This window comes from Streptomyces sp. NPDC018019 (assembly GCF_044327805.1).
Classification (GTDB): Bacteria; Actinomycetota; Actinomycetes; order Streptomycetales; family Streptomycetaceae; genus Streptomyces.
In genome coordinates, this window is sequence record NZ_JBIRGD010000009.1 from 181,852 (window position 1) to 207,217 (window position 25,366).

The window sequence follows — 25,366 nt, forward strand, 5'->3', positions numbered from 1 at the left end:
CTCTATCCGCCCTCCTGTGCGGGGAGAGCGGAGGTACTGGAGGTTCTCGACGTCTTGGTGCCGGTACCGCGGTGCCCGGAGGCGGCCCTGTGCGGGTGCGGTACCAACTCATTGTGGACTAGACCATTTAGATCTGTCCATGCCCTTGCGGGAGCAACACCCCCACCGTACGCCGGTAGGCTCCAGGGCGTGCCCTCCATGAACGATCTCGTACGCCAGCACACCGCCCTCAGCGACTCCGACCTGGAATGGCTGCACCTGCTGGTGTCGGAGTGGCAACTGCTCTCCGACCTCTCCTTCGCCGATCTCGTCCTGTGGGTCCCCACCCTCGACGGCACCCGATACGTCTCCGTCGCCCAGATGCGGCCCAACACCGGACCGACCTCCTATCAGGACGACATGGTCGGCCATCTCGTTCCGCGTGGCCGCCGTCCGATGCTCGACTCCGCCCTGGACGAGGGGCGGATCGTCCGCGAGGGCGACCCCGAGTGGCGCGAGGAGGTGCCGGTACGGGTCGAGTCGATCCCGGTGCGCCGGGAGGGCCGGGTGCTGGGCGTGATCGCCCGGAACACCAACCTGCTGACCGTACGGACGCCGAGCCGGCTGGAGCTCACCTACCTCCAGAGCGCCTCCGACCTCGCCCAGATGATCGCTGCAGGAGCCTTTCCCTTCCCCGGGCAGCAGGTCGACATGGACGCCTCGCCGCGCGCCGGCGACGGGCTGATCCGGCTCGACGCGGACGGCGTCGTCCAGTACGCCAGCCCGAACGCGCTGTCCGCCTACCACCGCCTGGGCCTCGCCGCCGACCTCGTCGGCCACCACCTGGGCCAGGCCACCGCCGAACTCGCGCCCGCCCGCGGCCCGGTCGACGAGGCGCTGGTGAAGCTGGCCAGCGGCTGGGCGCCACGGGAGTTCGAGGTCGAGGGGGAGGACGGGGTGATCCAGCTGCGCGCCATCCCGCTCAAGCCCAAGGGCACGCACATCGGTTCGCTGGTCCTGCTGCGCGACGTCACCGAACTCCGGCGCCGGGAGCGGGAACTGATCACCAAGGACGCCACCATCCGGGAGATCCACCACCGGGTGAAGAACAACCTGCAGACCGTGGCCGCGCTGCTGCGGCTGCAGTCCCGCCGGATGGATTCCGAACAGGGGCGCGAGGCGCTCAACGAGGCGGTGCGCAGGGTCGGTTCGATCGCGATCGTCCACGAGACGCTGTCCCAGAACCTCGACGAGCGGGTGGAGTTCGACGAGATCGCGGACCGGGTGCTGGCGATGGTCGCGGAGATCGCGCCGGGCGCGGTCACCACGCGCCGCACCGGCCGCTTCGGCATACTCGACGCCGAGGTCGCCACCCCGCTCTCCATGGTCCTCACGGAGGTCCTGCAGAACGCCCTCGAACACGCCTTCGTTCCCGGCGATCAGGGGACCGTCGAGGTCGGCGCGGTCCGCGGCGGCAGCCGTACGGAGCCCCGCCTGCTGGTCACCGTCCAGGACAACGGCCGCGGCCTGCCGGACGGGTTCGACCCGCACCGGGCCGGCAACCTCGGCCTGCAGATCGTACGCACGCTGGTGGAGGGCGAGTTGGGCGGAAAGTTCGACATGGTGCCCGGCGCCGACCGGGGTACTCAGGTGATTCTCGACGTTCCCGTACGAGCGGAGAAGCACTGATGACGGAGACGCTCATCAAGTGAGCGGTAACCGGGTGGAATTCGGAGCGGAATACGGAAGGGAAGCCCGCACCGAGTACCCGCGTCGCTGAACTGCCGTACAGCAGATCGAGGTAACGGAAGAGTGACGGCAATGGCGGCGAATGGACAACGGTGTCGCGCGTGCTGTGAATCGCCCGGGGAGAGTGGGTCGCGGCGCGGGGGTTGGGACGCGGCAGGTCCGGACCTTTGACGGCGGGCCTCCAGGGCCACCACCCGGGGCGAACAGCAGTAAGCCCCGGACCCATCTGGTCCGGGGCTCAAAGCTCACATTGCGTGGGGGGCTCCCAGGCACTCGCGGTGCTGGGGGAGCATCGGGGGTACTGCGCGCTGCGGCTCGGGGGCCACGGGGGGCGTCTGCGGTCAGGCGCTGGCGTTGCGCGCCCGGTTGCGAGCTGCACGGCGCTTCATGGCGCGGCGCTCGTCCTCGCTGAGGCCACCCCAGACACCGGAGTCCTGGCCGGACTCCAGCGCCCACTGCAGGCACTGCTCCATGACGGGGCAGCGGCGGCAGACGGCCTTGGCTTCCTCGATCTGCAGCAGCGCAGGACCGGTGTTGCCGATGGGGAAGAAGAGCTCGGGGTCTTCCTCGCGGCAAACGGCGCGGTGACGCCAGTCCATGGCTGCTCCATCTCCTCGTGTGACGGGATCGTTGCTTGTGAATGTGAACGCTTTCACGAATCCCTCCACAAGGGAAGGGCCGAACCCCAGTTGAGAACTGGTGCGGTCCTGAAGAATGAGGAGGAGGATTCGGGCTCTCAAGGGGGCCGGAAGAAACGGCCGTCCCGATCGCCATGAAGAGACTCGCAAACCTCGGCTGCGGATACAACCCCTTCCGGAAACTTTTTTTTGATTCCTTGGTGTCGCCTAGGTCACAGCCGTACTTCTAGGGGGTGGAAGTCAGCCTAAACGTTCGACTGAAAGGACTTTAGGCCCTACTGCTCACACAATCACACGCAGTGCACGGCGAACGCCTGTGAACGTCACGCTCGTACGGACCCCCAGGTGGTCACCGTCCATCTGGAAGGGCAGTGGCGCCTGCGAATGCAAGGTGAAGTCCGTCAAGTCATGGAGCGAGACCACGTGCTTGCCACGGGGGCCGCGCTCCGGTGTTGACGCCAGCAGCTGGGTTGCGTAGCGCGTCACCGCGGACGCGGACAGTTTCGACAGGGCGAAGACGTCCAGGGCCGTGTCGAAGGACGCCGCGGGCGCCGGGTAGACCGGGCGATTGCCCAGGTAGGTCCAGGGGGCGGTGTTGCAGATTATCGACATGACCAGGTGCTCCACCGGGTCCTCGCCCGGCCGCTCCAGGGTGATCGTGCCGTGCCGGCGGTTCGGCTCGCCGACGTACTGCCGCAGCACCTGCCGCATGTAGAGCGAGTGCGTCGAACGCTTGCCGCGCTCCCGCAGCTGTTCGACCCGGCCGACCACGCCCGCGTCGAAGCCGAAGCCCGCGCAGAAGGTGAACCAGCGGGCTGGTACGCCCTCGTCCTCGGTGCCCGGGGTGCCGGCGGCCAGGCCCAGGCCGACCGTGCGCTCGCTGCCGTCACGCAGCGCGTCCAGGAGGGCACCGGTCGCCTCGACGACGTCGTTGGGCAGGCCGAGGGCCCGGGCGAAGACGTTGGTGGAGCCGCCGGGGACGACGGCGAGGCGGGGGAGGGCGTCCGGGGCGGGGCCGTGCGTCAGCAGACCGTTGACGACCTCGTTCACCGTGCCGTCCCCGCCGAGGGCCACGACCAGCTCGATCTGGCCGCCCTCGGCGGCCTGCCGGGCCAGGTCGCGGGCGTGGCCCCGGTACCGCGTCTCGGCGAGCTCCAGCTTGAGGTCGCTGGCCAGTGCGTGGGTGAGGACGTCACGCGTACGCGCACTGGTGGTGGTAGCTGCGGGATTGACCACGAGAAGTGCACGCATGTGGAGCAGGGTACCTACCTGCCGGTACCCGACCCACTCCCTGCCCACCGTCAGCCGGGCACCCCGGGGCTACCCTGCTGGGGTGAGCAGTCAGCAGAAACGGCCCGCGGCCGAGACGGCCAAGCCCTCCCGGCCGGCCGGGGCGACGCGGCGCAGCAAGCCGGACGGGGACGACGTACGGACCGGAGACGGCAGCGCGCAGGACGGGTCGCGCGGCGGGGCCACGAAGGGCGCCACGTCCGCCAAGGGCACCCGGACGGCCGCGTCCGCCAAGGGCACCCGGTCCGGCAAGGACCGCAAGCAGGCGGCCGGGTCCGCCAAGGCCGCCGACGCCGCTCCGGGGCCGAGCGGACCGCGCCCGGCCCGGATCGGCGCCGCCGCGGCGCTCACCGCCGTGGAAGGCGCCGCGCTGGCCGCCCTCGGCGTCTACCTGCTCGTCATGGGCCTGGCCGGGTCGCCCGACAGCCCCCGGCAGGCGGAGATGGGCGGCCTGACCGTGCTGGCGCTGGCGGCGCTGCCGCTGGTCGCGGCGCGCGGGCTGTGGCTGCGCCGCCGCTGGAGCCGCGGCCCCTCGCTGATCACCCAGATCGTGGCGTTCCCGGTGGCCTGGACACTGGTCAACGGCGGCGGCGCGCTGATCGCGGCCGGTATCGCCCTGGCGGTGGCCGCCATCGCGGTGCTCGCCCTGCTGGTGAACCCGACGGCCACGGAGGCGCTGGGAATCGCGCCGAGGGATTGAGCCATGCGGGTACCGCCGCGCGACGCGTGGGGGAAAGAGCCGCGCGGGGAGGAAGCGTGCGGCTCGTACGGGGCCGGCCGCCGGTGAGCCCTGTGCGGGCGGCGGCGGGCGGTCTGCTGAACGCCTGACGGCTCAGGCGCTTACGGCAGCGTGTGCTGCGGCTGCCGTACGGCGCCCCGGGCTCCTGTGATGAGACCGGGGCGGTGGCCGACGGCGGGCGTTGCGGTCACTCCTCCACGAGGAGCTTGTCGCGGAGCTGGGCCAGGGTGCGGGCCAGCAGCCGGGAGACGTGCATCTGCGAGATGCCGACCTCCTGGGCGATCTGCGACTGGGTCATGTTGCCGAAGAAGCGCAGCAGCAGGATCTTCTTCTCGCGCGGCGGCAGGTCCTCCAGCAGCGGTTTGAGCGATTCGCGGTACTCCACGCCCTCCAGTGCCTCGTCCTCGGCGCCCAGGGTGTCGGCGACGGCGGGAGACTCGTCGTCGGTGTCCGGGACGTCCAGGGACAGGGTGCTGTAGGCGTTCGCCGATTCCAGGCCCTCCAGGACCTCTTCCTCGGAGATCGAGAGGTGCTCGGCCAGCTCGTGGACGGTGGGGGCGCGCCCGTGCCGCTGGGAGAGCTCGGCGGTCGCGGTGGTCAGCGACAGCCGCAGCTCCTGGAGGCGGCGGGGCACGCGGACCGCCCAGCCCTTGTCGCGGAAGTGCCGCTTGATCTCGCCGACGACGGTGGGGGTGGCGTACGTGGAGAACTCCACGCCCCGGTCCGGGTCGAAGCGGTCCACGGACTTGATCAGGCCGATGGTGGCGACCTGGGTCAGGTCGTCCAGCGGCTCGCCGCGGTTGCGGAAGCGCCGGGCCAGGTGCTCGACGAGCGGCAGGTGCATGCGCACGAGCGCGTTGCGCAGTTCGGCGCGCTCCGCCGAGCCGTCGGGCAGCTTGCGCAGCTCGTAGAACATCGCCCGCGCACCGCTCCGGTCATGGGGGTCGTGAGGGTCATGAGGGTGGTGCGGGGTGTGCGGATCGCGCTCGTTCCGCCTGTGCTCGCTCTGGTCCATGTGGTCCGCCCGCTCTGCCTGCTCCGCCGCGTCCAACCGGCCGCCGTGGTCATCCGCGCCCACCGGTTGCGGCCGGGCATGCTGCTCGGGGATGGCCACACCGGGCGCCATCCGCGTGCCGCGTTCAAGATCCTTCACGGGGCCCCCTGTTCGGTCATGACGGTCCGGGACCGGCGCCGCGCTCCTTGTACAGGCTGATCGTGACCGTACGGTCCGCCGCGACGGTGGAGTCGACCTTGCCGGCCAGCGCGGAGAGCACCGTCCAGGCGAAGGTGTCGCGCTCGGGGGCGCGGCCGTCGGTCGTCGGGGCCGACACGGTCACCTGCAGCGCGTCGTCGATCAGGCGGAAGACGCAGCTCAGTACGCTGCCCGGCACGGCCTGTTGCAGAAGAATCGCGCACGCCTCGTCCACGGCGATGCGCAGATCCTCGATCTCGTCGAGGGTGAAGTCCAAGCGGGCTGCGAGTCCGGCCGTGGCCGTACGCAGCACCGACAGGTAGGCACCCGCAGCGGGCAGCCGGACTTCCACGAAGTCCTGGGTCCCGGGCTCGCCTGCGATCTGGGACACCCTCACCTCCAAGGTGACACAAGCTGGTTGAGCTGATATTCGCGCCGGTCGCGGCCCCTCTTGTGACAACGAGAGGAGAACGATCCGGCGCGGCACATGGTTCGCCTGCGACGCTATCGCGATCTGCGGGGCGATGTCGCCCGGAAGAGGCAGCGCCGGCCTCCGGTACGACGGTGGGTCTCGCAGCGTCCCGCAGTCCTACGACTGTCACTCATTGTAAGCCTACGGGTACGGACAGTGGCTAGGGGTCTGCACTGCCAAATCGAAGCTGATTACGCAGCGTTGACGTTCGAGGCGCCCGCGAGGTTGTGCAGTGCATCTCCAGTGAGCCGGAAGACGGTCCATTCGTCCATGGGTTCCGCGCCGATCGACCGGTAAAAACCGATGGACGGTTCGTTCCAATCCAGGACTGACCACTCGAAACGCTCGTAGCCGCGGGCCACGCATATCTCCGCGAGGGCGGACAGCAGCGCCTTGCCGTGGCCCGCGCCGCGGGCCTCCGGGCGGACGAAGAGATCCTCCAGATAGACACCGTGCGTGCCCGTCCACGTCGAGAAGTTGCGGAACCACAGAGCGAAGCCGACGGGGCCCTCCGCGTCCTCGGCGATGAGCGCGAAGGCGGCCGGGTGCTCGCCGAAGAGGGCCTCGCGCAGCTGCGCCTCGGTGGCCCGCGCGGCGTCCCGGGCCCGTTCGTACGCGGCCAGCTCGCGGATCATCGTGTGGAGGACGGGTACGTCGTCGACCGTCGCGGTGCGGATCATGCCTGAAGGCTAGCGGGCGGCACCGACATCCGGCCCGCGGGTCCGGGAAACCGCGCCCGCCCGGTCCGGGCGGGCGCGGCGCTCGTCAGACGAGCGTCTGGTCGACGAAGCACCAGCGCCAGGACTCGCCCGGCTCGTACGACCGCATCACCGCGTGGCCGGTCGCCTCGAAGTGGCCCGTCGCGTGCCGGTGGGGCGAGGAGTCGCAGCAGCCGACGTGCCCGCACACCAGGCACAGCCGCAGCTGTACGGGGTGGCTGCCGACGGCTTCGCACTCGGGGCAGGTGGCACTCAGCGCGGCGGGCTCGGGGCGCGGCAGTCCGGGAACGTGCGGGCACTCGCTCATGATTGCCAGGTTAGATCGCCGGAGCGGGCGCGGCACGGGCGGCCGCCGCGGTGACCGGGGCGGCGTGGGCCGGCCCGGAGGGACGGGACAGGACGGGCGAGGCCGATGGACGTGATGCCACTACTGCTGCTGGCCGCGGGGAGCGCGGCGGTCGCCGGGGCCGCCCGGCGCACCCCCGTGCCCGGGCCGCTGCTGCTGGTCGCCGCCGGGCTGGCCGCCTCGTACATCCCCGGCGTACCGGACTACACGCTCGATCCGCACATCGTGCTGCCGCTGCTGCTGCCCCCGCTGCTGCACACCGCGGCACTGGAGAGCTCGTACCTGGACCTGCGGGCCAACCTGCGGCCGGTGGCGCTGCTGTCGGTCGGCTACGTGCTCTTCGCGACGGTCGTCGTCGGGTACGTCGCGTACCTGATGATCCCGGACCTGCCGCTGCCGGCGGCGCTCGTCCTGGGCGCGGTGGTCGCGCCGCCGGACGCGGTGGCCGCCACCGCCATCGCCCGCCGGCTGGGCCTGCCGAGCCGGATCACGACGATCCTCCAGGGCGAGTCGCTGGTCAACGACGCCACCGCGATCACCGCGTACAAGGTGGCGGTGGCCGCGGCGGCCGGGGTGGGCGCCACCTGGACCGGCGGCATCCGGGAGTTCGCGGTCGCGGCGGTGGGCGGGGCCGGGGCCGGGGTGGTGCTGATGATCCCGCTGCACTGGCTGCGCTGCCGGCTGCGGGACGCGCCGCTGCTGGAGAACACCCTGTCGCTGCTCATCCCGTTCGTGGCGTACCAGGTCGCCGAGGAGTTCGGGGCGTCCGGTGTGCTGGCGGTCGTGGTGGTCGGGCTCTACCTCGGGCACCGGTCCTGGCAGGTCGACTTCGAGACGCGGCTCCAGGAGGAGGCCGTGTGGAAGATGGTCTCCTTCGTGCTGGAGTCGTCGGTGTTCGCGCTGATCGGCCTGCAACTGCCGGTGGTGCTGCGCGGGCTGGGCGAGTTCAGCGGCGGGCAGGCCGCCTGGTACGCGGTCGTGGTGTTCGCGGTGGTGGTGCTCGCGCGCTTCGTGTGGGTGTTCCCCGCGACGTTCGTGCCGCGGGTGCTGTCGGAGCGCATCCGCGCGCGGGAGCCCGGTACGAACTGGAAGGCGCCGGTGATCGTCGGATGGGCCGGCATGCGCGGTGTGGTGTCGCTGGCCATCGCCTTCTCGGTGCCGGTGACCGTCCAGGGCTCCGACGAGGGGTTCCCGGCGCGCAACCTGGTGCTCTTCCTGACCTTCACGACGGTCATCGGCACGCTCGTGATCCAGGGCTTGACGCTGCCGCCGCTGATCCGCGCGCTGCGGCTGCCGCAGCGGGACGTACGGGCCGAGACCCTCGCCGAGGCGCAGGCGCAGAACGAGGCGTCGCGGGCGGCTGAGCGGCGGCTCGCCGAGTTGCTGGAGGACGAGCGGAACGCGCTGCCGGGGCCGCTGGCCGACCGGCTGCGCACGGTCCTGGAGCGGCGGCGCAACGCGGTCTGGGAGCGGCTGGGGACGGTCAACGAGGTGACGGGGGAGTCGGCGGACGACACCTACCGGCGGCTGGCGCGGGAAATGATCGACGCGGAGCGGAAGGTCTTCGTCGCCATGCGGGACGAGCGGCGGATCGACGACGAGATGATGCGGGTGCTGCTGAAGCGGCTGGACCTGGAGGAGGCGGCGGCGTACCGGGAAGGAGCCGACTGAGGGGCGGCGGGCCGGCCCGCCGCTGCGAGGGCGCGTCGGTGGTGACGGCACCGTCCTGTCAGGGCGCGCCCGTGATCACGGCGGTGACCGTGGTGCCGGGGGTGAACGCGCCTTCCTCGGCCAGCGTGGTCAGGCCCAGGAGGAGCTTGGCCACGTAGAGGCGTTCCACGGGGACGCCGTGACGGGCCTCGAAGTCGTTTGCGAATGCGTCGAGTTCGGGGGTGCGCCGGGCGTACCCGCCGCAGTGGAAGCGGGGGTCCAGGTCCCACGTACCGCGCCGGCCGCCGAAGGCCGCGTGCTGGAGGCGTTCGGTGTCCGCGGCGAGGAAGTGCGGGGTGCCGCCCTTGAGGACGGGGATGCCGAGGGCGCGCTGGTCCGGTGCCAGGCCCGCGGCCAGGCCGGCCAGGGTGCCGCCGGTGCCGCAGGCGACGGCGGCCACGTCGGTCTCGCCGCGCAGTTCCCGGCCCAGTGCCGTACAGCCCTGGACGGCGAGTGCGTTGCTGCCGCCCTCCGGGACGGCGTAGTGCGGGCCGAAACGTTCGCGGAGCGCCGCGGCGACGTCCGGGTCGGTCTTGCGGCGGTACGTGGTGCGGTCGATGAAGTGCAGCCGCATGCCGTCGGCGGCGCAGCGCGCCAGGGACGGGTTCAGCGGCCGGTCCGCCAGCTCGGCGCCCCGTATGACGCCGACCGTCGCGAAGCCCAGCAGGCGGCCGGCCGCGGCGGTGGCCCGCAGGTGGTTGGAGTAGGCGCCGCCGAACGTGAGCAGTGTGTGGTCCCCGGCCTCGGCGGCTGCCCGCAGGTTCAGCTCCAGCTTGCGCCACTTGTTGCCGGGCAGTTCGGGATGTATCAGGTCGTCCCGCTTGAGGAGCAGCCGCACACCGCGGCGCGCGAACCGTTCGTCCTCGATGTGCTGGAGGGGGGACGGCAGACGCGGCCGCAGTGCGGCGAGGCCGGGGGCGGGCGAGGTCACACGGCCATTGTCGCGTGACGCCGGGGTTACTTCAGCCGGGCGCCGACGCGGGCGCGCATGTCCTTCATCGTGAAGCCCTTGGGGTCTATCTTGTCGGCCCGCCATTCCAGGTGGCCGATGACCGAGTACTCGTTCCAGCCATGGACCCGGCACAGCGCGGCCGCGGCCTTCTCGACGGCCAGCAGCTGGGCCTCCGGCCAGGGGTCCTTGCCGTCGCCCAGGTTCTCGCACTCGAAGCCGTAGAAGTGGACGTTGCCGTCGGCGTTGTACTGGTTGGTGGGGGGCAGCTGCTTCTTCTCGGCGATCACGGCGCGCAGCACGTCACGGTCGCCGCTGCCCGCGTGGTTGGCGCGCCCGCAGCCGACCAGGTGGACCCGGCCGTCCTTGGTGATCACGCCGTGGCACAGCGGGCCGGGCAGCGCCGAGGTGCCGTCGTAACACAGGCGTACGGTGCTCTCGGTCCCGGACGTGACGGTGTGGTGGATCACCACGCCGTGCACCGGGCCCCAGTCGCCGTGGCCGTTGCGGTTGTGCGTACGCCATTCGCCGACCTCGACGACCTCCAGACCCTCGTCTCTGAGGGCCTTGAGGAAGGTGTTCGCGGACATGGGTGGGGCCATGGCCGACTCCGTTCGGTGCGCGGCGGCCGCCGACCGCGCACCGCCTCATAAAACGCTTGTACTGGAACGTCAGGTCGCGGACCAGCCGTTCGTCGTGTGTACGAGCGGTTGAGCGAGCGGTTTCAGCCGCTTTCCACTGCTTTGGGCGGTGGGGAGGGCCGCTTTCAGCCGCGCAGGAAGCCGTCGCCGTGGGTGGCGATATGGGCTTCCAGCGCGCTGAGCGCCTCCTGGGTGGCTTGCGGTGTGCCGCTGCCACGGCGCTCGGCGTAGTAGGCCGCGCCCAGCTTCTTCAGCAGGTCGTTGCCCGCCCGCTGCTGCTGGACCTCGTCGACCTTCTGCTTGCCCTGGTTCAGCGCGCTCTGTGCCTGCTCCTTGGCGCGGTCGAGAAAGCCTGCCATTGCTGCCTCCGTGGGGTCGGGGGAGGGGCGTACGGCCCGCCGTGTCACGGTGCCGTACCCGATCAACGCACCGGACGTTACCCGCGTTCCCGTGCCAGGCTGGGGACATGTGCACGGACGGGGGCGGCGGCGTGCGCCGCGGCGCGGACGGGGCGCGCGGCGGCTACCGGGAGCGGCCCGCGCGGCTGTCCGGCGCGGTCGTCTGGACGAAGCGGGCGCCGGACGGCGTGCCCGAGGTGCCGCAGCGGGTGCTGCCCGACGGCTGTACGGACCTGCTGTGGATGGACGGCCGGCTGATCGTGGCCGGCCCGGACACCAGCGCCCACCTCCCCACCGTCCGGCCCGGCTCGGTCGTCGTCGGACTGCGCTTCGCGCCTGGTCAGGGGCCCGCCGTCGTGGGCGTGCCGGCGCATGTGCTGCGGGATCGGCGGGTGCCGCTGGAGGAGCTGTGGCCCCGGGAGCGGGTGGCGCGGCTGGCCGGCACGCTGGCCGGGACCGAATCACCCGGACGGGTGCTGGAGGGGATCGCCGTTGACCGGCTGCGGGCGGCGGACGACCCGCCCGACCCGGCGCGCGGGGTGATCGCCGCCGCGCTCGGCCGCGGGCGGTCCGTCGCGGAGGTCGCCCGGACCGTCGGCATCGGCGAGCGGCAGCTGCACCGCCGGTGCCTGACGGCGTTCGGGTACGGCCCCAAGACGCTGGCCCGGGTGCTGCGCCTCGTGCGCGCGCTGGAGCTGGCCCGCGGCGGCCTGCCGTACGCGGACGTGGCGGCCCGTGCCGGGTACGCGGACCAGGCGCACCTGGCACGTGAGGTGAAGGCGCTGGCAGGGGTCCCGCTGGGGGTGGTGGTGGCCTCGGGTTAGCGTGTCCGTCATGGACTACCAGGCCGTTCTTGAGGAGGTAGCGGCCTTTGCGAGGCCGTATGTCGGACATGGGCAGGTTGCCGATTACATACCGGCGCTGGAAAAGGTGCCGATGGACCGCTTCGGCATAGCGCTGGCCGACATCAACGGCGAGGTGTACGGGGTGGGGGACTGGGAGGTCCCGTTCTCCGTGCAGTCCATATCGAAGACGTTCTCGCTGGCGCTGGTCATGGCCAACGACAACGACGACATCTGGAAGCGGGTCGGCCGCGAGCCGTCGGGCACGCCGTTCAATTCGCTCGTGCAACTGGAGTGGGAGAACGGCATACCGCGCAACCCCTTCATCAACGCGGGCGCGCTGGTCGTCACCGACCGCCTCCAGACGCTCACCGGTGACGCCAGCACCACGATGCTGCACTTCCTGCGTGCGGAGAGCGGCAACCCGGACCTCGCCTTCGACCAGGCGGTGGCCGACTCCGAAGCCGACCACGGCGACCGCAACGCGGCGCTCGCGCACTTCATGGCCAGCTTCGGCAACCTGGAGAACCCGGTCCCCAGCGTCATCGAGCACTACTTCTGGCAGTGCTCGATCGAGATGAGCTGCCGCGACCTGGCGGCGGCCGGCGGGTTCCTGGCCCGCCACGGGCTGCGCGCGGACGGCAGCCGCCTGCTGGAGGCCCGCGAGGCCAAGCGGATCAACGCGGTGATGCTGACCTGCGGCACCTACGACGCCGCCGGGGAGTTCGCCTACCGGGTCGGGCTGCCCGCCAAGAGCGGCGTCGGCGGCGGCATCGTCGCGGTCGTACCGGGGCGCTGCACGCTGTGCGTGTGGAGCCCGGGGCTGGACAGCCGGGGCAATTCGGTGGCCGGGGCGGCGGCGCTGGACCACTTCACGACGCTGACCGGCTGGTCGGTCTTCTGAGCGCCCCGTAGCACCTACGCCAGGGGCGCGAACAGGTCCACCCCCTGCCCGTCCGGGTCCTGGACCACCGCGTACCGCTGCCCCCAGGGCGCGTCCCAGGGCGCCTTCTCCCCGGTGTACCCGGCGGCGACCAGGTCCGCGTAGACCGTGTCGACCTCCGCCGGGTCCGCGCACACGAAGGCCAGGCCGGTCGCGGTGCCACCGGCCGGCGGCGTCCACGCGGGGTCGATGGAGCGCAGGGTCTCGTACGTGTCCCACATCAGGCGCAGCCCGCCGGGCAGGGTCGCCTCGGCGTGCGGGGCGGTGTCGGCCTCGGCCGGGACCGCCAGGCCCAGGCGGCGGTAGAAGGCGAGCGAGGCCGCCATGTCGGCGACGGCCATGCCGATCGCGGCGAGGTGCGGGGTCGTGGTGGGGCGTGTTCCGTTGCTCATGGGGTGAGCGTAGGAAGCGCGGCCGGGCCGGGTCTTGAACGAATCGGACGCGGCGGCCCAGGCGCGCCCGCATCGGGTCTCCGGAGGCCCGCCTCGGAGGAGGCACGCCCCAGGCCCGCCTCGGTAGAAGGCACGCCCCGGGCCCCGCCTCGGAGGAGGCACGCCCCGGGCCCCGCCTCACGGGCAGCGGATGACCTGCCCCGCGTACGACAGGTTGCCGCCGAAGCCGAAGAGCAGGACGGGGGCGCCGGACGGGATCTCCCGCCGTTCCACCAGCTTGGACAGGGCCAGCGGTACGGAGGCGGCCGAGGTGTTGCCGGACTCGACGACATCGCGCGCGATCACCGCGTTGACCGCGCCGATGCGCTCCGCGAGCGGCTCTATCAGCCGCAGGTTGGCCTGGTGCAGCACGACCCCGGCCAGGTCCGCCGGCTGGATGCCGGAGCGCTCGCACACCTGGCGGGCGATGGACGGCAGCCGGGTGGTGGCCCAGCGGTAGACGGCCTGGCCCTGCTGGGAGAAGCGGGCCGGGCTGCCCTCGATGCGTACGGCGTCGCCCATCTCCGGGACCGAGCCCCACAGCACCGGGCCGATCTCCGGTTCCGGGGCGGCGGTGACGACCGCGGCGCCCGCCCCGTCCCCGACGAGCACGCAGGTCGAGCGGTCCGTCCAGTCCACCACGTCGGTGAACTTCTCGGCGCCCACGACCAGCGCGTTGACGGCGGACCCGGCCCGGATGGCGTGGTCGGCGGTGGCCAGGGCGTGGGTGAAGCCCGCGCAGACGACGTTGATGTCCATGGCGGCGGGGGCCGGCAGGCCGAGCCGGGCGGCGACCCGGGCGGCGGTGTTGGGGCTGCGGTCGACGGCCGTGCAGGTGGCCACCAGGACGAGGTCGATGTCCTGGGCCGCCAGGCCGCTCGCGGCCAGCGCCTTGGCCGCCGCGGCGGCGGCCATCGCGTCCACGGTCTCGTCGGGGGCCGCGATGTGCCGGGTGCGGATGCCTACGCGGCTGCTGATCCATGCGTCGTCGGTGTCGACGATCTTCGCGAGGTCGTCGTTGGTGAGCACCTCGGAGGGCTGGTAGTGGCCGAGGGCCAGGACACGTGCGCCCGTCATGGGTTCCCCTGTGCGTGTGCGGACGGTATCCGTTCAGTGTTGGGCGTGCGGCTCCAGGGGACGGTGCGCGATACGCCAATTCTCGGGGGCCACTTCTGGAGGGAACGTCATGTACCGCCCGGTGCCGGTGCTTCCGGCGGCCCCGGCACGGCGATGTGACCCCGGCCACGGCACCGGCCCGGCACCGACGGCGGATCGTCGTCGGTACCGGGCCGGCCGGCGGCGCCCGCCGCTCAGGCGAGCGGCTTGAAGCGGCGCAGCCGGAGGCTGTTGGCCACCACGAAGACCGAGGAGAAGGCCATCGCGGCCCCCGCGATCATGGGGTTGAGCAGCCCGGCCGCGGCCAGCGGCAGCGCGGCGACGTTGTAGCCGAAGGCCCAGAAGAGGTTGGCCTTGATCGTGCCGAGGGTGCGGCGGGCCAGGCGGATGGCGTCCGCGGCGGCGCGCAGGTCGCCCCGTACCAGCGTCAGGTCACCGGCCTCGATGGCGGCGTCCGTGCCGGTGCCCATCGCCAGTCCCAGGTCGGCCTGGGCCAGCGCCGCCGCGTCGTTGACGCCGTCGCCGACCATGGCCACCGACTTCCCCTCCGCCTGGAGGGCCTTGACCACCGAGACCTTGTCCTCGGGCAGCACGTCGGCGACGACGTGCTCCGCGTCGATGCCGACCTCGGCGGCCACCGAGCGGGCGACGGCCGCGTTGTCGCCGGTGAGCAGGACCGGGGTGAGGCCGAGGGCGCGCAGCCGGCGGACCGCCTCGGCGCTGGTGGGCTTGACCGCGTCGGCGACGACGAGGACGGCGCGCGCCTCGCCGTCCCAGGCGACGGCGACGGCGGTGTGGCCGGCCTCCTCGGCGGCGGCCTTGGCGTCCGCGAGCGCGGCGGGCAGCTCGATGGCCCAGTCGGTGAGGAGCGAGGTACGGCCGACGAGGACGGCGTGGCCCTCCACGACACCCTGGACGCCGCGGCCGGGCACGTTGGCGAAGTCCTCGGGGGCGGGCGGCTCACCGGTGCGCTCGGCCGCCGCACCGGCGACGGCACGGGCGATCGGGTGTTCCGAGGAGTGCTCCAGGGCCCCGGCCAGGCGCAGCGCCTCGGCCTCGGACACGCCGTCGGCGAGGTGGACGGCGGTGAGCGCCATCGCGCCGGTGGTGACCGTGCCGGTCTTGTCCAGGACGACGGTGTCCACGCGGCGGGTGGACTCCAGCACCTCCGGCCCCTTGATCAGGATGCCCAGCTGGGCGCCGCGGCCGGTGCCGACCATGAGCGCGGTCGGGGTGGCCAGGCCCAGCGCGCACGGGCAGGCGATGATCAGGACGGCGACCGCGGCGGTGAACGCGGCGACCGCGCCCTCGCCCGTACCGAGCCAGTAGCCCAGCGTGCCGACGGCCAGCGCGATGACCACCGGGACGAAGACGGCGGAGATCCGGTCGGCCAGGCGCTGGGCGGCGGCCTTGCCGTTCTGCGCGTCCTCCACCAGCCGCGCCATGCGGGCCAGCTGGGTGTCCGCGCCGATCCGGGTCGCCTCGACGACGATCCGGCCGCCCGCGTTGACGGTGGCGCCGGTGACCCGGTCGCCGGGGGCGACCTCGACGGGCACCGACTCGCCGGTGAGCATCGAGGCGTCGACGGCGGAGGAGCCGTCCACGACCGTGCCGTCGGTGGCGATCTTCTCGCCGGGACGGACCACGAAGCGGTCGCCCACCGCCAGTTCGCCGACCGGCACGCGGACCTCGCGCCCGTCCCGCAGCACCGCGACGTCCTTGGCGCCCAGCTCCAGCAGCGCCTTCAGCGCGGCCCCGGCCCGGCGCTTGGAGCGGGCCTCGAAGTAGCGTCCGGCCAGGATGAAGGCGGTGACGCCGGCCGCGGCCTCCAGGTAGATGTTGCCGCTGCCCTCGCTGCGCGCGATGGTCAGCTCGAACGGGTGGGTCATCCCGGGCATCCCGGCGTCGCCGAGGAACAGCGCCCACAGGGACCAGCCGAGCGCGGCCAGCGTGCCCATGGAGATCAGGGTGTCCATGGTGGCGGTGCCGTGCCGCAGATTGGTCCAGGCGGCCTTGTGGAACGGCCAGGCGCCGTACGCCACGACCGGCGCCGCCAGCGTCAGCGACAGCCACTGCCAGTTGGTGAACTGGAGCGCCGGAACCATCGCCATCAGGATCACCGGTACGGCCAGGAGCACCGAGGTGGTCAGCCGCTGCCGCAGCGGGGCGAGCGGGTCGGTGTCCGGCGCCGTGCCGGGGCCCGCGCCCGGCGCCGCGGCCCGGCCGGGCTCCGGCGGTGGCGGGGCGGCGGCCGGGGGTTCCGGTACGGCGGCCGTGTAGCCGGTCTTCTCGACGGTGGCGATCAGGTCCGCGACGCCGACGCCGTCCTCGTACGTGACCTTCGCCTTCTCCGTCGCGTAGTTGACGGTGGCGGTGACGCCGTCCATCCGGTTGAGCTTCTTCTCGATACGGGCGGCGCAGGAGGCGCAGGTCATGCCGCCGATCTCCAGCTCGATGCGGCGCTCGTCGACGGTGGTGGTCATGGCTGCTCCTGCGGGGACGGGGCGGACGGGGCGGTGTGCGGGGGCCGGGCGGGCCCGGTGTGCCCGGTGGCTCCGGCGGACTGCGCGTGCCGGACGGCGGGGTGCGGCGCGGGGGCGTCCCGGTCGCCGCCGGTCGCGCGGCCGATCCCGAAGGCGGCGGCGAGGACGGCGAGAAGGAACAGCATGTAGCCGCCGAGCTTGACCGGTGCGGTCAGGTGCGTCATGGCGTACTCCTTCGGGAAGGGCGGGGCGGCGGCGGGCGCCGCCGTCGCCCATGACCCGAACGATATACCCCCCGGGGGTATTGCGCTACCCCCCCGGGGTATCCGGCGCCGCACGCGCCTCGTCCACGCCCGCCACCTCCCGCGTCGCGCCCGCCACCTCCCCCGCCACGTCCGCCTCCCCTCCGCTCGCCCGCAGCACCCGTCCGCCCAGGCGCCGCAGGTACTCCACCAGCTCCGCGGGTTCGTGCACCGTGAACTCGCACCCCAGCATCGCCAGCCGGTACGCCGTCCACTCCAAGGGGTCGGGCCGGGTGCGCAGGCGGCAGGACGCCGCGTCGAGCGGCTCCACCTCCGCCGCCGCGCGCCCCATCCGGGCGCCGACCTCGGCGGCGGGCGCGTACACCGTGGCCACGGCGGGGCGGCCGGGGGGTGCCAGACCCTGCATCCGCTCCCTGACGTACGCGGCGGCGTCCGCCGCGGGCAGCTCGCGCGGTGGTGTGCGTACCCCCGTGGGGTACGGCTCGCTCAGCCGGTCCACCCGGAAGATCCGCCAGTCCTCGCGCTCGTTGTCGTACGCCACCAGGTACCAGCGGCGCCCGGCCGCGACCAGCCGGTGCGGCTCGACCAGGCGCTTGGAGCGGGCGCCGGCGCCGGCCCGGTAGGAGAACCGCACCCGCTCCCGGTTGGCGATCGCGGCGGCCAGCACGGTCAGGTGGGCCGGGTCGACGGTCGGCCCGTCCCCGGAGGGCATCGGCACGGTGGCGGTGCCGAGCGTGCCCACCCGCCGCCGCAGCCGGGAGGGCAGCACCTGTTCCAGCTTGGCGAGGGCGCGGACGGACGCCTCCTCGATGCCGTCGACGGTGTGCCCGGCCGCCGAGCGCAGGCCGACGGCGATGGCCACCGCCTCCTCGTCGTCCAGGAGCAGAGGGGGCAGCGCGGTGCCGGCGGCGAGCCGGTAGCCGCCCTCCGCGCCCATCGTGGCGTGCACCGGGTAGCCGAGGCCGCGCAGCCGCTCGATGTCGCGGCGGATGGTGCGCGTGGTGACCCGCAGGCGGTCGGCGAGTTCGCTGCCGGGCCATTCGCGGGGTGTCTGAAGGAGGGACAGCAGGTTCAGCAGGCGTGCCGAGGTCTCACTCATGCCCTGCATGATGCGCGCAGATGTAGGACCGGACCTGTCCTCCATGGCCCTTAATGTCGAGGGTGCGGCAAGCCCCGGCGCCCGCCGCACCCGCAGTCCGCCGCCCGAGCCGGGACACCGGGACCGACATTCGCAGGCCGTTCAGGAGACAGCACCATGCCCACCCCGCCCACGACCGCACCCGGCGCGACGGCCGGCCGCAGACGCTGGATCGCGCTCGCCGTCGTCCTGACCGCCGCCTTCATGGACCTGGTGGACGCGACCATCGTCAACATCGCCATCCCGAGCATCCAGCGGGACACCGGCGCCTCGTTCGGCGCCATCCAGTGGATCACCGCGGGCTATGCGCTCGCCTTCGCCGTCGGCCTGATCACCGGTGGCCGGCTCGGCGACATCCACGGCCGCCGCCGGCTCTTCCTGCTCGGCATGGGCGGCTTCACCGCCGCCTCCGCGCTGTGCGGGATCGCCGCCGATCCGCGGATGCTGATCGCGGCCCGCGTCCTCCAGGGGGCGATGGCCGCGCTGATGGTGCCGCAGGTGCTGGCGATCATCCACGTGACCTTTCCGCCGCACGAACGCGGCAAGGTCTTCGGCATGTTCGGCGCCGTCATCGGCCTGGGCGCGGTGTGCGGTCCGCTGATCGGCGCGCTGCTGACGCAGTGGGACGTCCTCGGCCTCCAGTGGCGGCCGATCTTCCTGATCAACCTGCCGGTCGGCGTGGCCGGCATCCTCCTCGGCCGCCGCTTCATCACCGAGTCCCGCGCTCCCAAGGCGCTGCGCCTGGACCTGGTGGGCACGGTCCTGGCCGCGCTCGCCCTCCTGATGGTGCTCTACCCGCTCACCCAGGGCCGCGAGACGGGCTGGCCCGTCTGGGGCTTCGTGTCGATGGCCGCGAGCCCGCTCGTCCTCGCCGTCTTCGTGCGGTACGAGCGCGCCAAGGCCCGCAAGGACGGCTCGCCGCTCGTCGAGCTCTCCCTGTTCGGGCTGCGGACGTTCGCCGCGGGCACCGGTGTCCAGCTCACCTTCGGCGCGCTGTCCGGCCTCTTCTTCCTGGTCTGGACCCTGTGCATGCAACTCGGCCTGGGCTGGGGCCCGCTGCACGCCGGGCTGACCGGGGTCCCGTTCTCGCTCGCCTGCTCGGCGGCGGCCGGCGTCTCCGTACAGAAGCTGGTGCCGCGCTTCGGGCGCAAGGTGATGCAGGCGGGCGCGCTGGTCATGCTGGCCGGTGTGCTGCTCTACATAGCGGTGTGCGGGCGCTACGGCACGGAACTGACCTCCTGGCAGATGGTGCCCGCGATGCTGCTGATGGGCGGCGGCATGGGCCTGATCGTCGCCCCGATCACCGACGCGGCCATCTCCGAGGTGCCGGCCGGGCACTCCGGGTCGGCGTCCGGGGTCTTCAACACCATGAGCCAGCTGGGCATGGCGCTCGGCCTCGGACTGTCCTCGGTGGCCTTCTTCGGCGTCCTGGACGGAGCGGCCGGCCGGGACCCGCGGGCGGCGGTCGTCGACGCCACGGTCACCTCGCTGTGGTGGGTGGCGGCCGGGCTGGCGGTCATCTTCCTGCTGCTGTTCCTGCTGCCGGCGAAGCCCCGTACGGCTGGGGGAGCGGACCGGCCCGCAGCGTCCGGAGGCGGGCACCGGGACTCCGGGGCGGACCGGTCCCTGGTTCACTGAACGGCCGGCACGGACGCCCCCGGGGCCGTGCGCCCCTACGCCCGTGGCGGGTAGTCCGTGCCGTTCAGGGCACGGTAGAGGAAACGGGTGGTCGCCTCGACGGCCTCCTCCTCGGACAGGCCGGGCGCCAGTTGCGCGGGGGCCTCCAGCATCGCGCTCAGCAGCGTCAGGGTGGTCTCGACGGAGGCCGGCAGGTTCCGCACGTGCTCCAGGTGGTCGGCCAGGTCTTCCAGCTGGGCGCGGCGGAACCGGTCCAGGGTGCGGGCGAAGTCCGCGCTGACCAGCGCCGCCTGGCGCAGCGCGAGCATGATCGGCGCGTGCTCCCGGTGCACGCGCCAGGCGGCGGTCACGTGGTAGCGGATCGCGTCCGGGTCGGAGAAGTCGGCCTTGTGCCCGTCGGCCGCGGCGAAGGTGTCGCTCGCCGCGGCCAGCTCGTCCAGCAGCGCCTTGAGCAGCTCTTCCTTGCCCGCGAAGTGGTTGTAGAAGGAGCCCGCCGCGCGCCCGGCCTCCGCCGTGATGTCGGTGACCTTCGTGTTCAGGTAGCCGCGGGTCGCGAACAGGCGCTTGGCCGCCTCGATCAGGGCCGCCCTCGTCTCGACCGCCTGCTCCGCGCGCTTCACGTGTCCTCCCGCTTCCTTGACAGCGCACGCTAGCAGCCCAGAGGATGAACCTACATTCAGTGAACTTGGTTTCAGTGAAAGGGGTTCGTCATGCGGGTACTCGTCGTGGGCGGGGGACCGACCGGACTGACGCTGGGCATCGAGCTGGCCCGGCGCGGTGTCGGGGTGCGGGTCGTGGACAAGGCGGCCGCGTACTTCGACGGTTCGCGCGGCGACGGCCTCCAGCCGCGCACGCTGGAGGTCTTCGACGACCTCGGCGTGCTGGACGCCGTACGGGCGGCCGGGGCGCCGCCGGCGCCGCTCCGCGTGCACCTCGACGGCCGGTTCGTGGGCGAACACTGGATGACCGAGCCGCGCGACCCCCGCCCGGACGTCCCGTATCCCAACGGGTGGGTGCTGGGCCAGTCGCAGACCGAGGCGATCCTGCGGGACCGGCTGTCCGAATACGGCGTGCGGGTCGAGCTGGGCACCGAACTGACCGGGCTGGAACAGGACGCGAACGGGGTGACCGCGCGGTTCGCCACCGGGGAGGAGAGCCGGTTCGACTACCTGGTGGGCGCCGACGGCGGCGCCAGCTTCGTCCGCAAGGCGATCGGCGTGGCCTTCCCCGGCGTCACCGACGAGTCCTTCCGGGTGCTGGTCGGTGACGTGACCGTGCCGGGTCTCGACCCCACGGTCGGCCACTGGTTCGCCGGGGCCGACCACCCCATGCAGGGGGTCGCGCTGACCCCGCTGCCGGGCACCGGGCGGTTCCAGTTCATGACGCCGGTGGACGCGGGCGACGACGCCTCACCGGAGGTGATGCAGGCCGCGCTGGACCGTTACGCGACCGGCCTGCGCCTGACCGGGTACGGCTGGTCGACGGTGTGGCGGCCCAACGTACGGCTGGCCGGGCGGTTCCGGGTGGGACGGGTCTTCCTGGCCGGCGACGCCGCGCACGTCCACCCGCCGACCGGCGGCCAGGGCCTGAACACCGGCGTGCAGGACGCCTACAACCTCGGCTGGAAGCTGGCCGCGGAGACCGCGCTCGACAGCTACGAGACCGAGCGGCGGGCGGTCGCGTCCCGGGTGCTCGGCGTCAGCACCGACCTGCTGGACAAGTACGTCGAGGGCCACCCGGACGCGCACAAGCGCGGCGAGGAGGGCTTCGGCCTCGACATCACCTACCGGGCCCCGGACGCCACCGGCACCCTCGTCACCGGCGACCGCGCGCCGGACGCCCCGCTGCTCGACCCGGACGGCAAGGGCGTCCGCCTCTTCGACCTCTTCCGCGGCCCGCACTTCACCCGGCTGTGCTTCGGCGCGCCCGCCCCGGACGAGGAGCACGCGTACGCCGTGCTGCGGCCCGGCGACCGGCCCGGCCACGGGCGGTACGTCGTGGACGCCGAGGGCCACGCGTTCGCGGCCTACGCGGCGGCGCCGGGCGACACCTTCCTGGTCCGCCCGGACGGCTACCTGGCCTGAGCCGTCACAGGCCCGGCGACCCGCCTACAGCCACCCGTTGCGCTTGAAGCCCCGGTGGATGAGGAAACAGGCCGTCAGCGTGACGGCCATGACCAGCGGATAGCCGAACGTCCAGTGCTTCTCCGGCATGTGATCGAAGTTCATGCCGTAGACGCCGCACACCATGGTCGGCACGGCGAGGATCGCCACCCAGGCGCTGATCCGCCGCATGTCCTCGTTCTGCGCCACCGTCACCTGCGCGAGATGCGCCTGGAGTATGGAGTTGAGCAGTTCGTCGAAGGCCGTGATCTGCTCGGTCACCCGCTCCAGGTGGTCCGACACGTCCCGGAAGTACGTGGTGATGTGCGGGTCCACCAGCGCCATCGGCTGGTTGGCCAGCGCGTGCAGGGGGCGGGCCAGCGGTGCCACCGCCCGCTTCAGCTCCAGGAGTTCCCGCTTGAGCTGGTAGATCCGGCCGGCGCCGGTGCCCGGTCCCCTGGCGTCGCGGTGCCGCCGCGCGCCCCGGCCGCGGCGCGGGCCCGCGGCGAAGACCCCGCTCTCGACGTCGTCGATGTCGTCCTGCACGGCGGCGGCGACGTCCAGATAGTCGTCCACGACCAGGTCGGCGATGGCGTGCAGCACCGCCGACGGGCCGATCGCCAGCTGCTCCGGCTCGGCCTCCAGCTGCTCGCGCAGCGGGCCGAGCGAGCCGTGGCCGCCGTGCCGCACCGTGATGACGAAGTCGGCGCCGGTGAAGACCATGATCTCGCCGGTGGCCACCACCTCGCTGGTATCGGTGAGCCGGTCGTGCTCCACGTAGCAGACCGTCTTGAACACCGTGAACAGCGAGTCGTCGTACCGCTCCAGCTTGGGCCGCTGGTGCGCGTGCACCGCGTCCTCGACGGCGAGCGGGTGCAGCCCGAACAGCTCGGCGATCCCGGCGAACTCCCGCTCCGACGGCTCGTGCAGGCCGATCCACACGAAGCCGTCCCCCGAGCCGCGGACCCGGCGGACCGCGTCCTCGGCCGGGTGGTCGCCGGGCTGGCGTACACCGTTCTCGTAGACCGCGCAGTTCACCACGGCGGTGCCCAGGGGCGAGCGCGCCGGGTGGCTGAGGTCGACGCCGCGGCGCCGCTGCTGCGGCAGCCGGACCGCTTTACGGAGGTTGCTGATCACCGACACGGGACCCAGTATGGCCCGGCCGCCCGGCGGGGCGGGAGGCGTCGGGCAACCCGCGTGCCCCGGCCCGTACCTGCGCGAACCCGCCCGTACGGGACGTCAGCGGCCCGCGACGTGCCGGGGCCGGGCCGCGCCCAGCCCCATCGCCACCTGCGGGACCAGCAGGGCCAGCAGCACCAGCACCGGCACCGTCCAGCCGCCCGAGGCGTCGTGCACGGCGCCCAGCACCGCCGGCCCGGTGGCCGCCAGGATGTAGCCGAAGCACTGGGCCATGCTGGACAGCTGCGCGGTGTGCCGGATGTCCGGGGCGCGTCGGACGATGAACAGCAGGGCCAGGCTGATCGCCGCGCCCTGGCCCAGCCCCAGCAGCGTCATCCACACGTACGCGCCGCCGGCCGGCGCGGCCAGCATCCCCGCGAACCCGGCCGCGCAGAGCACCGCGCCGAGCGTGGCCAGCGCGCCCGCCGACAGCCGCCGTCCGATGATCACCGGCGCCAGGAAGGAGCCCGCGATGCCCAGCAGGGAGGAGAACGACAGCATCCAGCCCGCGTCGCCCGCGCTCATCCCGGCGTCCGTGAGCATCGTCGGCAGCCAGGCGGCCGCCGCGTAGTAGCTGAGCGACTGCAGGCCCATGTACGCGGTGACCTGCCAGGCCAGCGGGGAGCGCCACAGGCCGCGCACCGGGTGGGCGGCTTCCCGGGCGGTGGCCGCGGCGGTACGCGTACGGCCGCGGGTCTGCGGCAGCCACACCACCAGCGCGACGACCGCCAGCGAGCCCCAGCACGCCAGCGTGGCCTGCCAGCTCAGCCCGGCCGCGCGCTGCACCGGCACGGTGACCCCGGCCGCCAGCGCCGCGCCGCCGAACAGCGACATCGAGTAGAGCCCGGTCATCAGCCCGGACCGGGCCGCGAAGTCGCGCTTGATCAGACCGGGCAGCAGCACGTTGGCGACGGCTATGCCCGCGCCGATGACGATCGTCCCGGCGAACAGCGCGGCGACCGAGTCCAGCAGCCGCAGCGCGGTGCCCGCGCAGATCAGCACCATGGTGCCGAGCAGCGCACGCTCCATCCCGAAGCGGCGGCCCAGCCGCGGCGCGACCGGGGCGAGCAGGCCGAAGCAGAGCAGCGGGAGCGCGGTCAGCAGGCTGGTGGCCGCGGCGGACATCCCGCTCGTGTCGCGGATGGTGCCGGCCAGCGGGGACACGGCGACCAGGGCGGGGCGCAGGTTGAGTGCGAGCAGGACGACGCCGGCGCCCAGCCAGAGGGCGTGGCGTCCGGTGGCGCCCGGCGGTGTCGCCGGTGGCGGGGCGGTGTCCGCGGGGGCGTCCGGCCGCGCGGCGCCGCCGGTGCCGGGGGCGCTCAGGGTGGCGGCCGGTCCGTCGTCATGCATGGTGTTCTTCTCCTGGGCTTGCTGTACGCGCCGGGTGTCCGCCGTCGTCCTCCGGCCGCGCTGCGCGCAGCGCGTCCATGGCCTCGGTCAGGTGGGCCAGCGCGGCCTGTTCGGCGGCGTCCGGGTCCCGGGCCTCGATGGCGTCGACGATGGCGGTGTGCGCGTCGAACTGGTGGCGTACGGAATCGGGCAGCGGTCTGCGGATGACGGCCTGGAGGGTGCCGCGCAGCGCGTCGCTGAAGTGCTCGTACAGGTCCGCGAGCACGCTGTTGTGCGCAGCCGCCGCGACGGTCCGGTGGAAGCGCACGTCCGCGTCGATGAACGCGCCGACGTCGCTGTTCCCCCAGGCGCGGTCCCGCTCGGCCAGCGCGGCCCGCAGGGCGGCCAGGTCCTCGCCGGTGCGGCGCAGCGCCGCGTAGCGGGCCGCGTCGCGCTCCAGCGACGCCCGGACCTCGTACGCCTCCAGGTCCGCGGCCCGGCGCAGCCGCCGCTGCACCGCCGCCCCGAGGTCGCTGCTGGCGCGTACATACGTCCCGTCGCCCTGGCGCGGCTCCAGCATTCCGGTGTGCACCAGCGCGCGGACCGCCTCGCGGACGGTGTTGCGGCCCACGTCCAGCGTCTCGACCAGGACCGGCTCGGGCGGGATCTTCCCGCCGACCTCCCACTCGCCCTCGGTGATGAGCCGTTCCATCTGTTCGATGACCAGGCCCACCAGGCTGGTGCGGGCGGTGCTGCGCAGCGGCATGGACGCCGTCCTCCCTCTCGATTCCACCGGTGATGGGAACATCCCATGTTTCCCGCTGTCAAACCGCCCGGGCTGGTCTGAAAGCACCGGTGACCTGCGGATCACCGCCCGGCGGCGGCCGACGGCACACCGGCCACGGCCGTACCCCGGAGGGGCACGTTCACCGCCAACGTCGTGGGCTCGTCGGTGCTGGGTCTGGTCACCGGCGCGGTGGCGAGCGTGGCCGTGGCCCTGGGCGCGGTCTTCGCCGGTGCCGGACCCGCCCACGTGCTCCGGGCCTGAGCGGTACGCGCGTGACCGGGTGCGCCCGGTGG

25 protein-coding genes are annotated in these 25,366 nt (G+C 73.1%); 7 read left to right on the top strand and 18 right to left on the bottom strand.

The window, feature by feature from the left end:
* Nucleotides 1-198: 198 nt before the first annotated feature.
* On the top strand, nucleotides 199-1,668 hold the full coding sequence (locus ACH4FX_RS17570) for a sensor histidine kinase (protein ID WP_398479992.1): 1,470 nt from the start codon (nucleotides 199-201) through the stop codon (nucleotides 1,666-1,668).
* Between the two features lie 401 nt (nucleotides 1,669-2,069).
* Here the strand turns inward: ACH4FX_RS17570 and ACH4FX_RS17575 are convergent, their stop codons facing one another.
* Nucleotides 2,070-2,327 (bottom strand): WhiB family transcriptional regulator, encoded by a 258-nt coding sequence (locus ACH4FX_RS17575; protein WP_003983230.1) that lies wholly within the window; start codon nucleotides 2,325-2,327, stop codon nucleotides 2,070-2,072.
* 321 nt (nucleotides 2,328-2,648) lie between these two features.
* Nucleotides 2,649-3,617: a diacylglycerol/lipid kinase family protein gene (locus tag ACH4FX_RS17580; protein WP_398479784.1), complete on the bottom strand. Its 969-nt coding sequence runs from the start codon at nucleotides 3,615-3,617 to the stop codon at nucleotides 2,649-2,651.
* Between the two features lie 367 nt (nucleotides 3,618-3,984).
* On the opposite strand from ACH4FX_RS17580, the gene ACH4FX_RS17585 reads away from it, so the two are divergent.
* Nucleotides 3,985-4,356, top strand: a complete 372-nt coding sequence (locus tag ACH4FX_RS17585; RefSeq protein ID WP_398479994.1) for a hypothetical protein — start codon at nucleotides 3,985-3,987, stop codon at nucleotides 4,354-4,356.
* Nucleotides 4,357-4,582: 226 nt separating this feature from the next.
* Here the strand turns inward: ACH4FX_RS17585 and ACH4FX_RS17590 are convergent, their stop codons facing one another.
* From ACH4FX_RS17590 to ACH4FX_RS17605, 4 genes are all read right to left on the bottom strand, one after another.
* Complete coding sequence (locus ACH4FX_RS17590) at nucleotides 4,583-5,521, bottom strand: RNA polymerase sigma factor SigF (protein WP_398479996.1); 939 nt, start codon at nucleotides 5,519-5,521, stop codon at nucleotides 4,583-4,585.
* Between the two features lie 43 nt (nucleotides 5,522-5,564).
* Complete coding sequence (locus ACH4FX_RS17595) at nucleotides 5,565-5,978, bottom strand: anti-sigma regulatory factor (protein WP_398479786.1); 414 nt, start codon at nucleotides 5,976-5,978, stop codon at nucleotides 5,565-5,567.
* A gap of 272 nt (nucleotides 5,979-6,250) precedes the next feature.
* Nucleotides 6,251-6,739 (bottom strand): GNAT family N-acetyltransferase, encoded by a 489-nt coding sequence (locus ACH4FX_RS17600; protein ID WP_398479788.1) that lies wholly within the window; start codon nucleotides 6,737-6,739, stop codon nucleotides 6,251-6,253.
* 85 nt (nucleotides 6,740-6,824) lie between these two features.
* Nucleotides 6,825-7,085 carry a UBP-type zinc finger domain-containing protein gene (locus ACH4FX_RS17605; RefSeq protein WP_398479790.1) on the bottom strand — a complete coding sequence of 87 codons (261 nt, stop codon included), beginning with the start codon at nucleotides 7,083-7,085 and terminating at the stop codon, nucleotides 6,825-6,827.
* Between the two features lie 105 nt (nucleotides 7,086-7,190).
* Here ACH4FX_RS17605 and ACH4FX_RS17610 point away from each other — a divergent pair, with 105 nt between their 5' ends.
* A complete protein-coding gene (locus ACH4FX_RS17610) occupies nucleotides 7,191-8,795 on the top strand; it encodes a Na+/H+ antiporter (protein ID WP_398479792.1) in 1,605 nt (534 codons plus the stop codon).
* A 58-nt stretch (nucleotides 8,796-8,853) separates the two neighbouring features.
* Here ACH4FX_RS17610 and ACH4FX_RS17615 read toward each other — a convergent pair whose 3' ends face one another.
* From ACH4FX_RS17615 to ACH4FX_RS17625, 3 genes are all read right to left on the bottom strand, one after another.
* Nucleotides 8,854-9,765, bottom strand: a complete 912-nt coding sequence (locus tag ACH4FX_RS17615; RefSeq protein WP_398479794.1) for a 1-aminocyclopropane-1-carboxylate deaminase/D-cysteine desulfhydrase — start codon at nucleotides 9,763-9,765, stop codon at nucleotides 8,854-8,856.
* A gap of 26 nt (nucleotides 9,766-9,791) precedes the next feature.
* A complete protein-coding gene (locus ACH4FX_RS17620) occupies nucleotides 9,792-10,385 on the bottom strand; it encodes an N-acetylmuramoyl-L-alanine amidase (protein ID WP_398479796.1) in 594 nt (197 codons plus the stop codon).
* Nucleotides 10,386-10,549: 164 nt separating this feature from the next.
* Nucleotides 10,550-10,783, bottom strand: coding sequence for a hypothetical protein (locus tag ACH4FX_RS17625; protein WP_398479798.1), 234 nt, complete (start codon nucleotides 10,781-10,783; stop codon nucleotides 10,550-10,552).
* A 107-nt stretch (nucleotides 10,784-10,890) separates the two neighbouring features.
* On the opposite strand from ACH4FX_RS17625, the gene ACH4FX_RS17630 reads away from it, so the two are divergent.
* Nucleotides 10,891-11,646 (top strand): helix-turn-helix domain-containing protein, encoded by a 756-nt coding sequence (locus ACH4FX_RS17630; RefSeq protein ID WP_398479800.1) that lies wholly within the window; start codon nucleotides 10,891-10,893, stop codon nucleotides 11,644-11,646.
* A 10-nt stretch (nucleotides 11,647-11,656) separates the two neighbouring features.
* Nucleotides 11,657-12,568, top strand: coding sequence for a glutaminase (locus ACH4FX_RS17635; RefSeq protein ID WP_398479802.1), 912 nt, complete (start codon nucleotides 11,657-11,659; stop codon nucleotides 12,566-12,568).
* Between the two features lie 14 nt (nucleotides 12,569-12,582).
* Here ACH4FX_RS17635 and ACH4FX_RS17640 read toward each other — a convergent pair whose 3' ends face one another.
* From ACH4FX_RS17640 to ACH4FX_RS17660, 5 genes are all read right to left on the bottom strand, one after another.
* On the bottom strand, nucleotides 12,583-12,999 hold the full coding sequence (locus ACH4FX_RS17640) for a VOC family protein (protein WP_398479803.1): 417 nt from the start codon (nucleotides 12,997-12,999) through the stop codon (nucleotides 12,583-12,585).
* Between the two features lie 177 nt (nucleotides 13,000-13,176).
* Complete coding sequence (locus ACH4FX_RS17645) at nucleotides 13,177-14,115, bottom strand: beta-ketoacyl-ACP synthase III (protein WP_398479805.1); 939 nt, start codon at nucleotides 14,113-14,115, stop codon at nucleotides 13,177-13,179.
* A 233-nt stretch (nucleotides 14,116-14,348) separates the two neighbouring features.
* On the bottom strand, nucleotides 14,349-16,637 hold the full coding sequence (locus tag ACH4FX_RS17650; protein WP_398479807.1) for a heavy metal translocating P-type ATPase: 2,289 nt from the start codon (nucleotides 16,635-16,637) through the stop codon (nucleotides 14,349-14,351).
* Complete coding sequence (locus ACH4FX_RS17655; RefSeq protein ID WP_398479809.1) at nucleotides 16,634-16,861, bottom strand: hypothetical protein; 228 nt, start codon at nucleotides 16,859-16,861, stop codon at nucleotides 16,634-16,636. The genes ACH4FX_RS17650 and ACH4FX_RS17655 overlap by 4 nt, the downstream gene beginning before the upstream one ends.
* An 85-nt stretch (nucleotides 16,862-16,946) precedes the next feature.
* Entirely contained in the window at nucleotides 16,947-17,999 is a 1,053-nt protein-coding gene (locus ACH4FX_RS17660) for a helix-turn-helix transcriptional regulator (RefSeq protein ID WP_398479811.1), read from the bottom strand.
* A gap of 156 nt (nucleotides 18,000-18,155) precedes the next feature.
* On the opposite strand from ACH4FX_RS17660, the gene ACH4FX_RS17665 reads away from it, so the two are divergent.
* Complete coding sequence (locus ACH4FX_RS17665; protein WP_398479813.1) at nucleotides 18,156-19,676, top strand: MFS transporter; 1,521 nt, start codon at nucleotides 18,156-18,158, stop codon at nucleotides 19,674-19,676.
* 35 nt (nucleotides 19,677-19,711) lie between these two features.
* Here ACH4FX_RS17665 and ACH4FX_RS17670 read toward each other — a convergent pair whose 3' ends face one another.
* Entirely contained in the window at nucleotides 19,712-20,296 is a 585-nt protein-coding gene (locus ACH4FX_RS17670) for a TetR/AcrR family transcriptional regulator (RefSeq protein WP_398479815.1), read from the bottom strand.
* A gap of 90 nt (nucleotides 20,297-20,386) precedes the next feature.
* Here ACH4FX_RS17670 and ACH4FX_RS17675 point away from each other — a divergent pair, with 90 nt between their 5' ends.
* On the top strand, nucleotides 20,387-21,760 hold the full coding sequence (locus ACH4FX_RS17675) for an FAD-dependent monooxygenase (RefSeq protein ID WP_398479817.1): 1,374 nt from the start codon (nucleotides 20,387-20,389) through the stop codon (nucleotides 21,758-21,760).
* Nucleotides 21,761-21,784: 24 nt separating this feature from the next.
* Here ACH4FX_RS17675 and ACH4FX_RS17680 read toward each other — a convergent pair whose 3' ends face one another.
* The 3 genes from ACH4FX_RS17680 to ACH4FX_RS17690 all read right to left on the bottom strand — a co-directional run bounded on the left by ACH4FX_RS17680 (nucleotide 21,785) and on the right by ACH4FX_RS17690 (nucleotide 25,052).
* Nucleotides 21,785-22,915, bottom strand: a complete 1,131-nt coding sequence (locus tag ACH4FX_RS17680; protein WP_398479998.1) for a magnesium and cobalt transport protein CorA — start codon at nucleotides 22,913-22,915, stop codon at nucleotides 21,785-21,787.
* Between the two features lie 102 nt (nucleotides 22,916-23,017).
* Nucleotides 23,018-24,307: a CynX/NimT family MFS transporter gene (locus ACH4FX_RS17685; RefSeq protein ID WP_398479818.1), complete on the bottom strand. Its 1,290-nt coding sequence runs from the start codon at nucleotides 24,305-24,307 to the stop codon at nucleotides 23,018-23,020.
* The gene (locus ACH4FX_RS17690) at nucleotides 24,300-25,052 is read right to left on the bottom strand and encodes a FadR/GntR family transcriptional regulator (protein WP_398479820.1); all 753 of its coding nucleotides are present in this window, start codon (nucleotides 25,050-25,052) and stop codon (nucleotides 24,300-24,302) included. Before ACH4FX_RS17690 ends, ACH4FX_RS17685 begins: the two co-directional genes overlap by 8 nt.
* Between the last annotated feature and the right edge of the window lie 314 nt (nucleotides 25,053-25,366).

Excerpts from the sequence above, each read along its gene's own strand:
- ACH4FX_RS17570 (WP_398479992.1), top strand. The coding sequence starts at position 199 with ATGAACGATCTCGTACGCCAGCACACCGCCCTCAGCGACTCCGACCTG.
- ACH4FX_RS17575 (WP_003983230.1), bottom strand. The coding sequence starts at position 2,327 with ATGGACTGGCGTCACCGCGCCGTTTGCCGCGAGGAAGACCCCGAGCTC.
- ACH4FX_RS17580 (WP_398479784.1), bottom strand. The coding sequence starts at position 3,617 with ATGCGTGCACTTCTCGTGGTCAATCCCGCAGCTACCACCACCAGTGCG.
- ACH4FX_RS17590 (WP_398479996.1), bottom strand. The coding sequence starts at position 5,521 with ATGGCGCCCGGTGTGGCCATCCCCGAGCAGCATGCCCGGCCGCAACCG.
- ACH4FX_RS17600 (WP_398479788.1), bottom strand. The coding sequence starts at position 6,739 with ATGATCCGCACCGCGACGGTCGACGACGTACCCGTCCTCCACACGATG.
- ACH4FX_RS17605 (WP_398479790.1), bottom strand. The coding sequence starts at position 7,085 with ATGAGCGAGTGCCCGCACGTTCCCGGACTGCCGCGCCCCGAGCCCGCC.
- ACH4FX_RS17610 (WP_398479792.1), top strand. The coding sequence starts at position 7,191 with ATGGACGTGATGCCACTACTGCTGCTGGCCGCGGGGAGCGCGGCGGTC.
- ACH4FX_RS17620 (WP_398479796.1), bottom strand. The coding sequence starts at position 10,385 with ATGGCCCCACCCATGTCCGCGAACACCTTCCTCAAGGCCCTCAGAGAC.
- ACH4FX_RS17625 (WP_398479798.1), bottom strand. The coding sequence starts at position 10,783 with ATGGCAGGCTTTCTCGACCGCGCCAAGGAGCAGGCACAGAGCGCGCTG.
- ACH4FX_RS17630 (WP_398479800.1), top strand. The coding sequence starts at position 10,891 with ATGTGCACGGACGGGGGCGGCGGCGTGCGCCGCGGCGCGGACGGGGCG.
- ACH4FX_RS17635 (WP_398479802.1), top strand. The coding sequence starts at position 11,657 with ATGGACTACCAGGCCGTTCTTGAGGAGGTAGCGGCCTTTGCGAGGCCG.
- ACH4FX_RS17640 (WP_398479803.1), bottom strand. The coding sequence starts at position 12,999 with ATGAGCAACGGAACACGCCCCACCACGACCCCGCACCTCGCCGCGATC.
- ACH4FX_RS17645 (WP_398479805.1), bottom strand. The coding sequence starts at position 14,115 with ATGACGGGCGCACGTGTCCTGGCCCTCGGCCACTACCAGCCCTCCGAG.
- ACH4FX_RS17650 (WP_398479807.1), bottom strand. The coding sequence starts at position 16,637 with ATGACCACCACCGTCGACGAGCGCCGCATCGAGCTGGAGATCGGCGGC.
- ACH4FX_RS17655 (WP_398479809.1), bottom strand. The coding sequence starts at position 16,861 with ATGACGCACCTGACCGCACCGGTCAAGCTCGGCGGCTACATGCTGTTC.
- ACH4FX_RS17660 (WP_398479811.1), bottom strand. The coding sequence starts at position 17,999 with ATGAGTGAGACCTCGGCACGCCTGCTGAACCTGCTGTCCCTCCTTCAG.
- ACH4FX_RS17665 (WP_398479813.1), top strand. The coding sequence starts at position 18,156 with ATGCCCACCCCGCCCACGACCGCACCCGGCGCGACGGCCGGCCGCAGA.
- ACH4FX_RS17675 (WP_398479817.1), top strand. The coding sequence starts at position 20,387 with ATGCGGGTACTCGTCGTGGGCGGGGGACCGACCGGACTGACGCTGGGC.
- ACH4FX_RS17685 (WP_398479818.1), bottom strand. The coding sequence starts at position 24,307 with ATGCATGACGACGGACCGGCCGCCACCCTGAGCGCCCCCGGCACCGGC.
- ACH4FX_RS17690 (WP_398479820.1), bottom strand. The coding sequence starts at position 25,052 with ATGCCGCTGCGCAGCACCGCCCGCACCAGCCTGGTGGGCCTGGTCATC.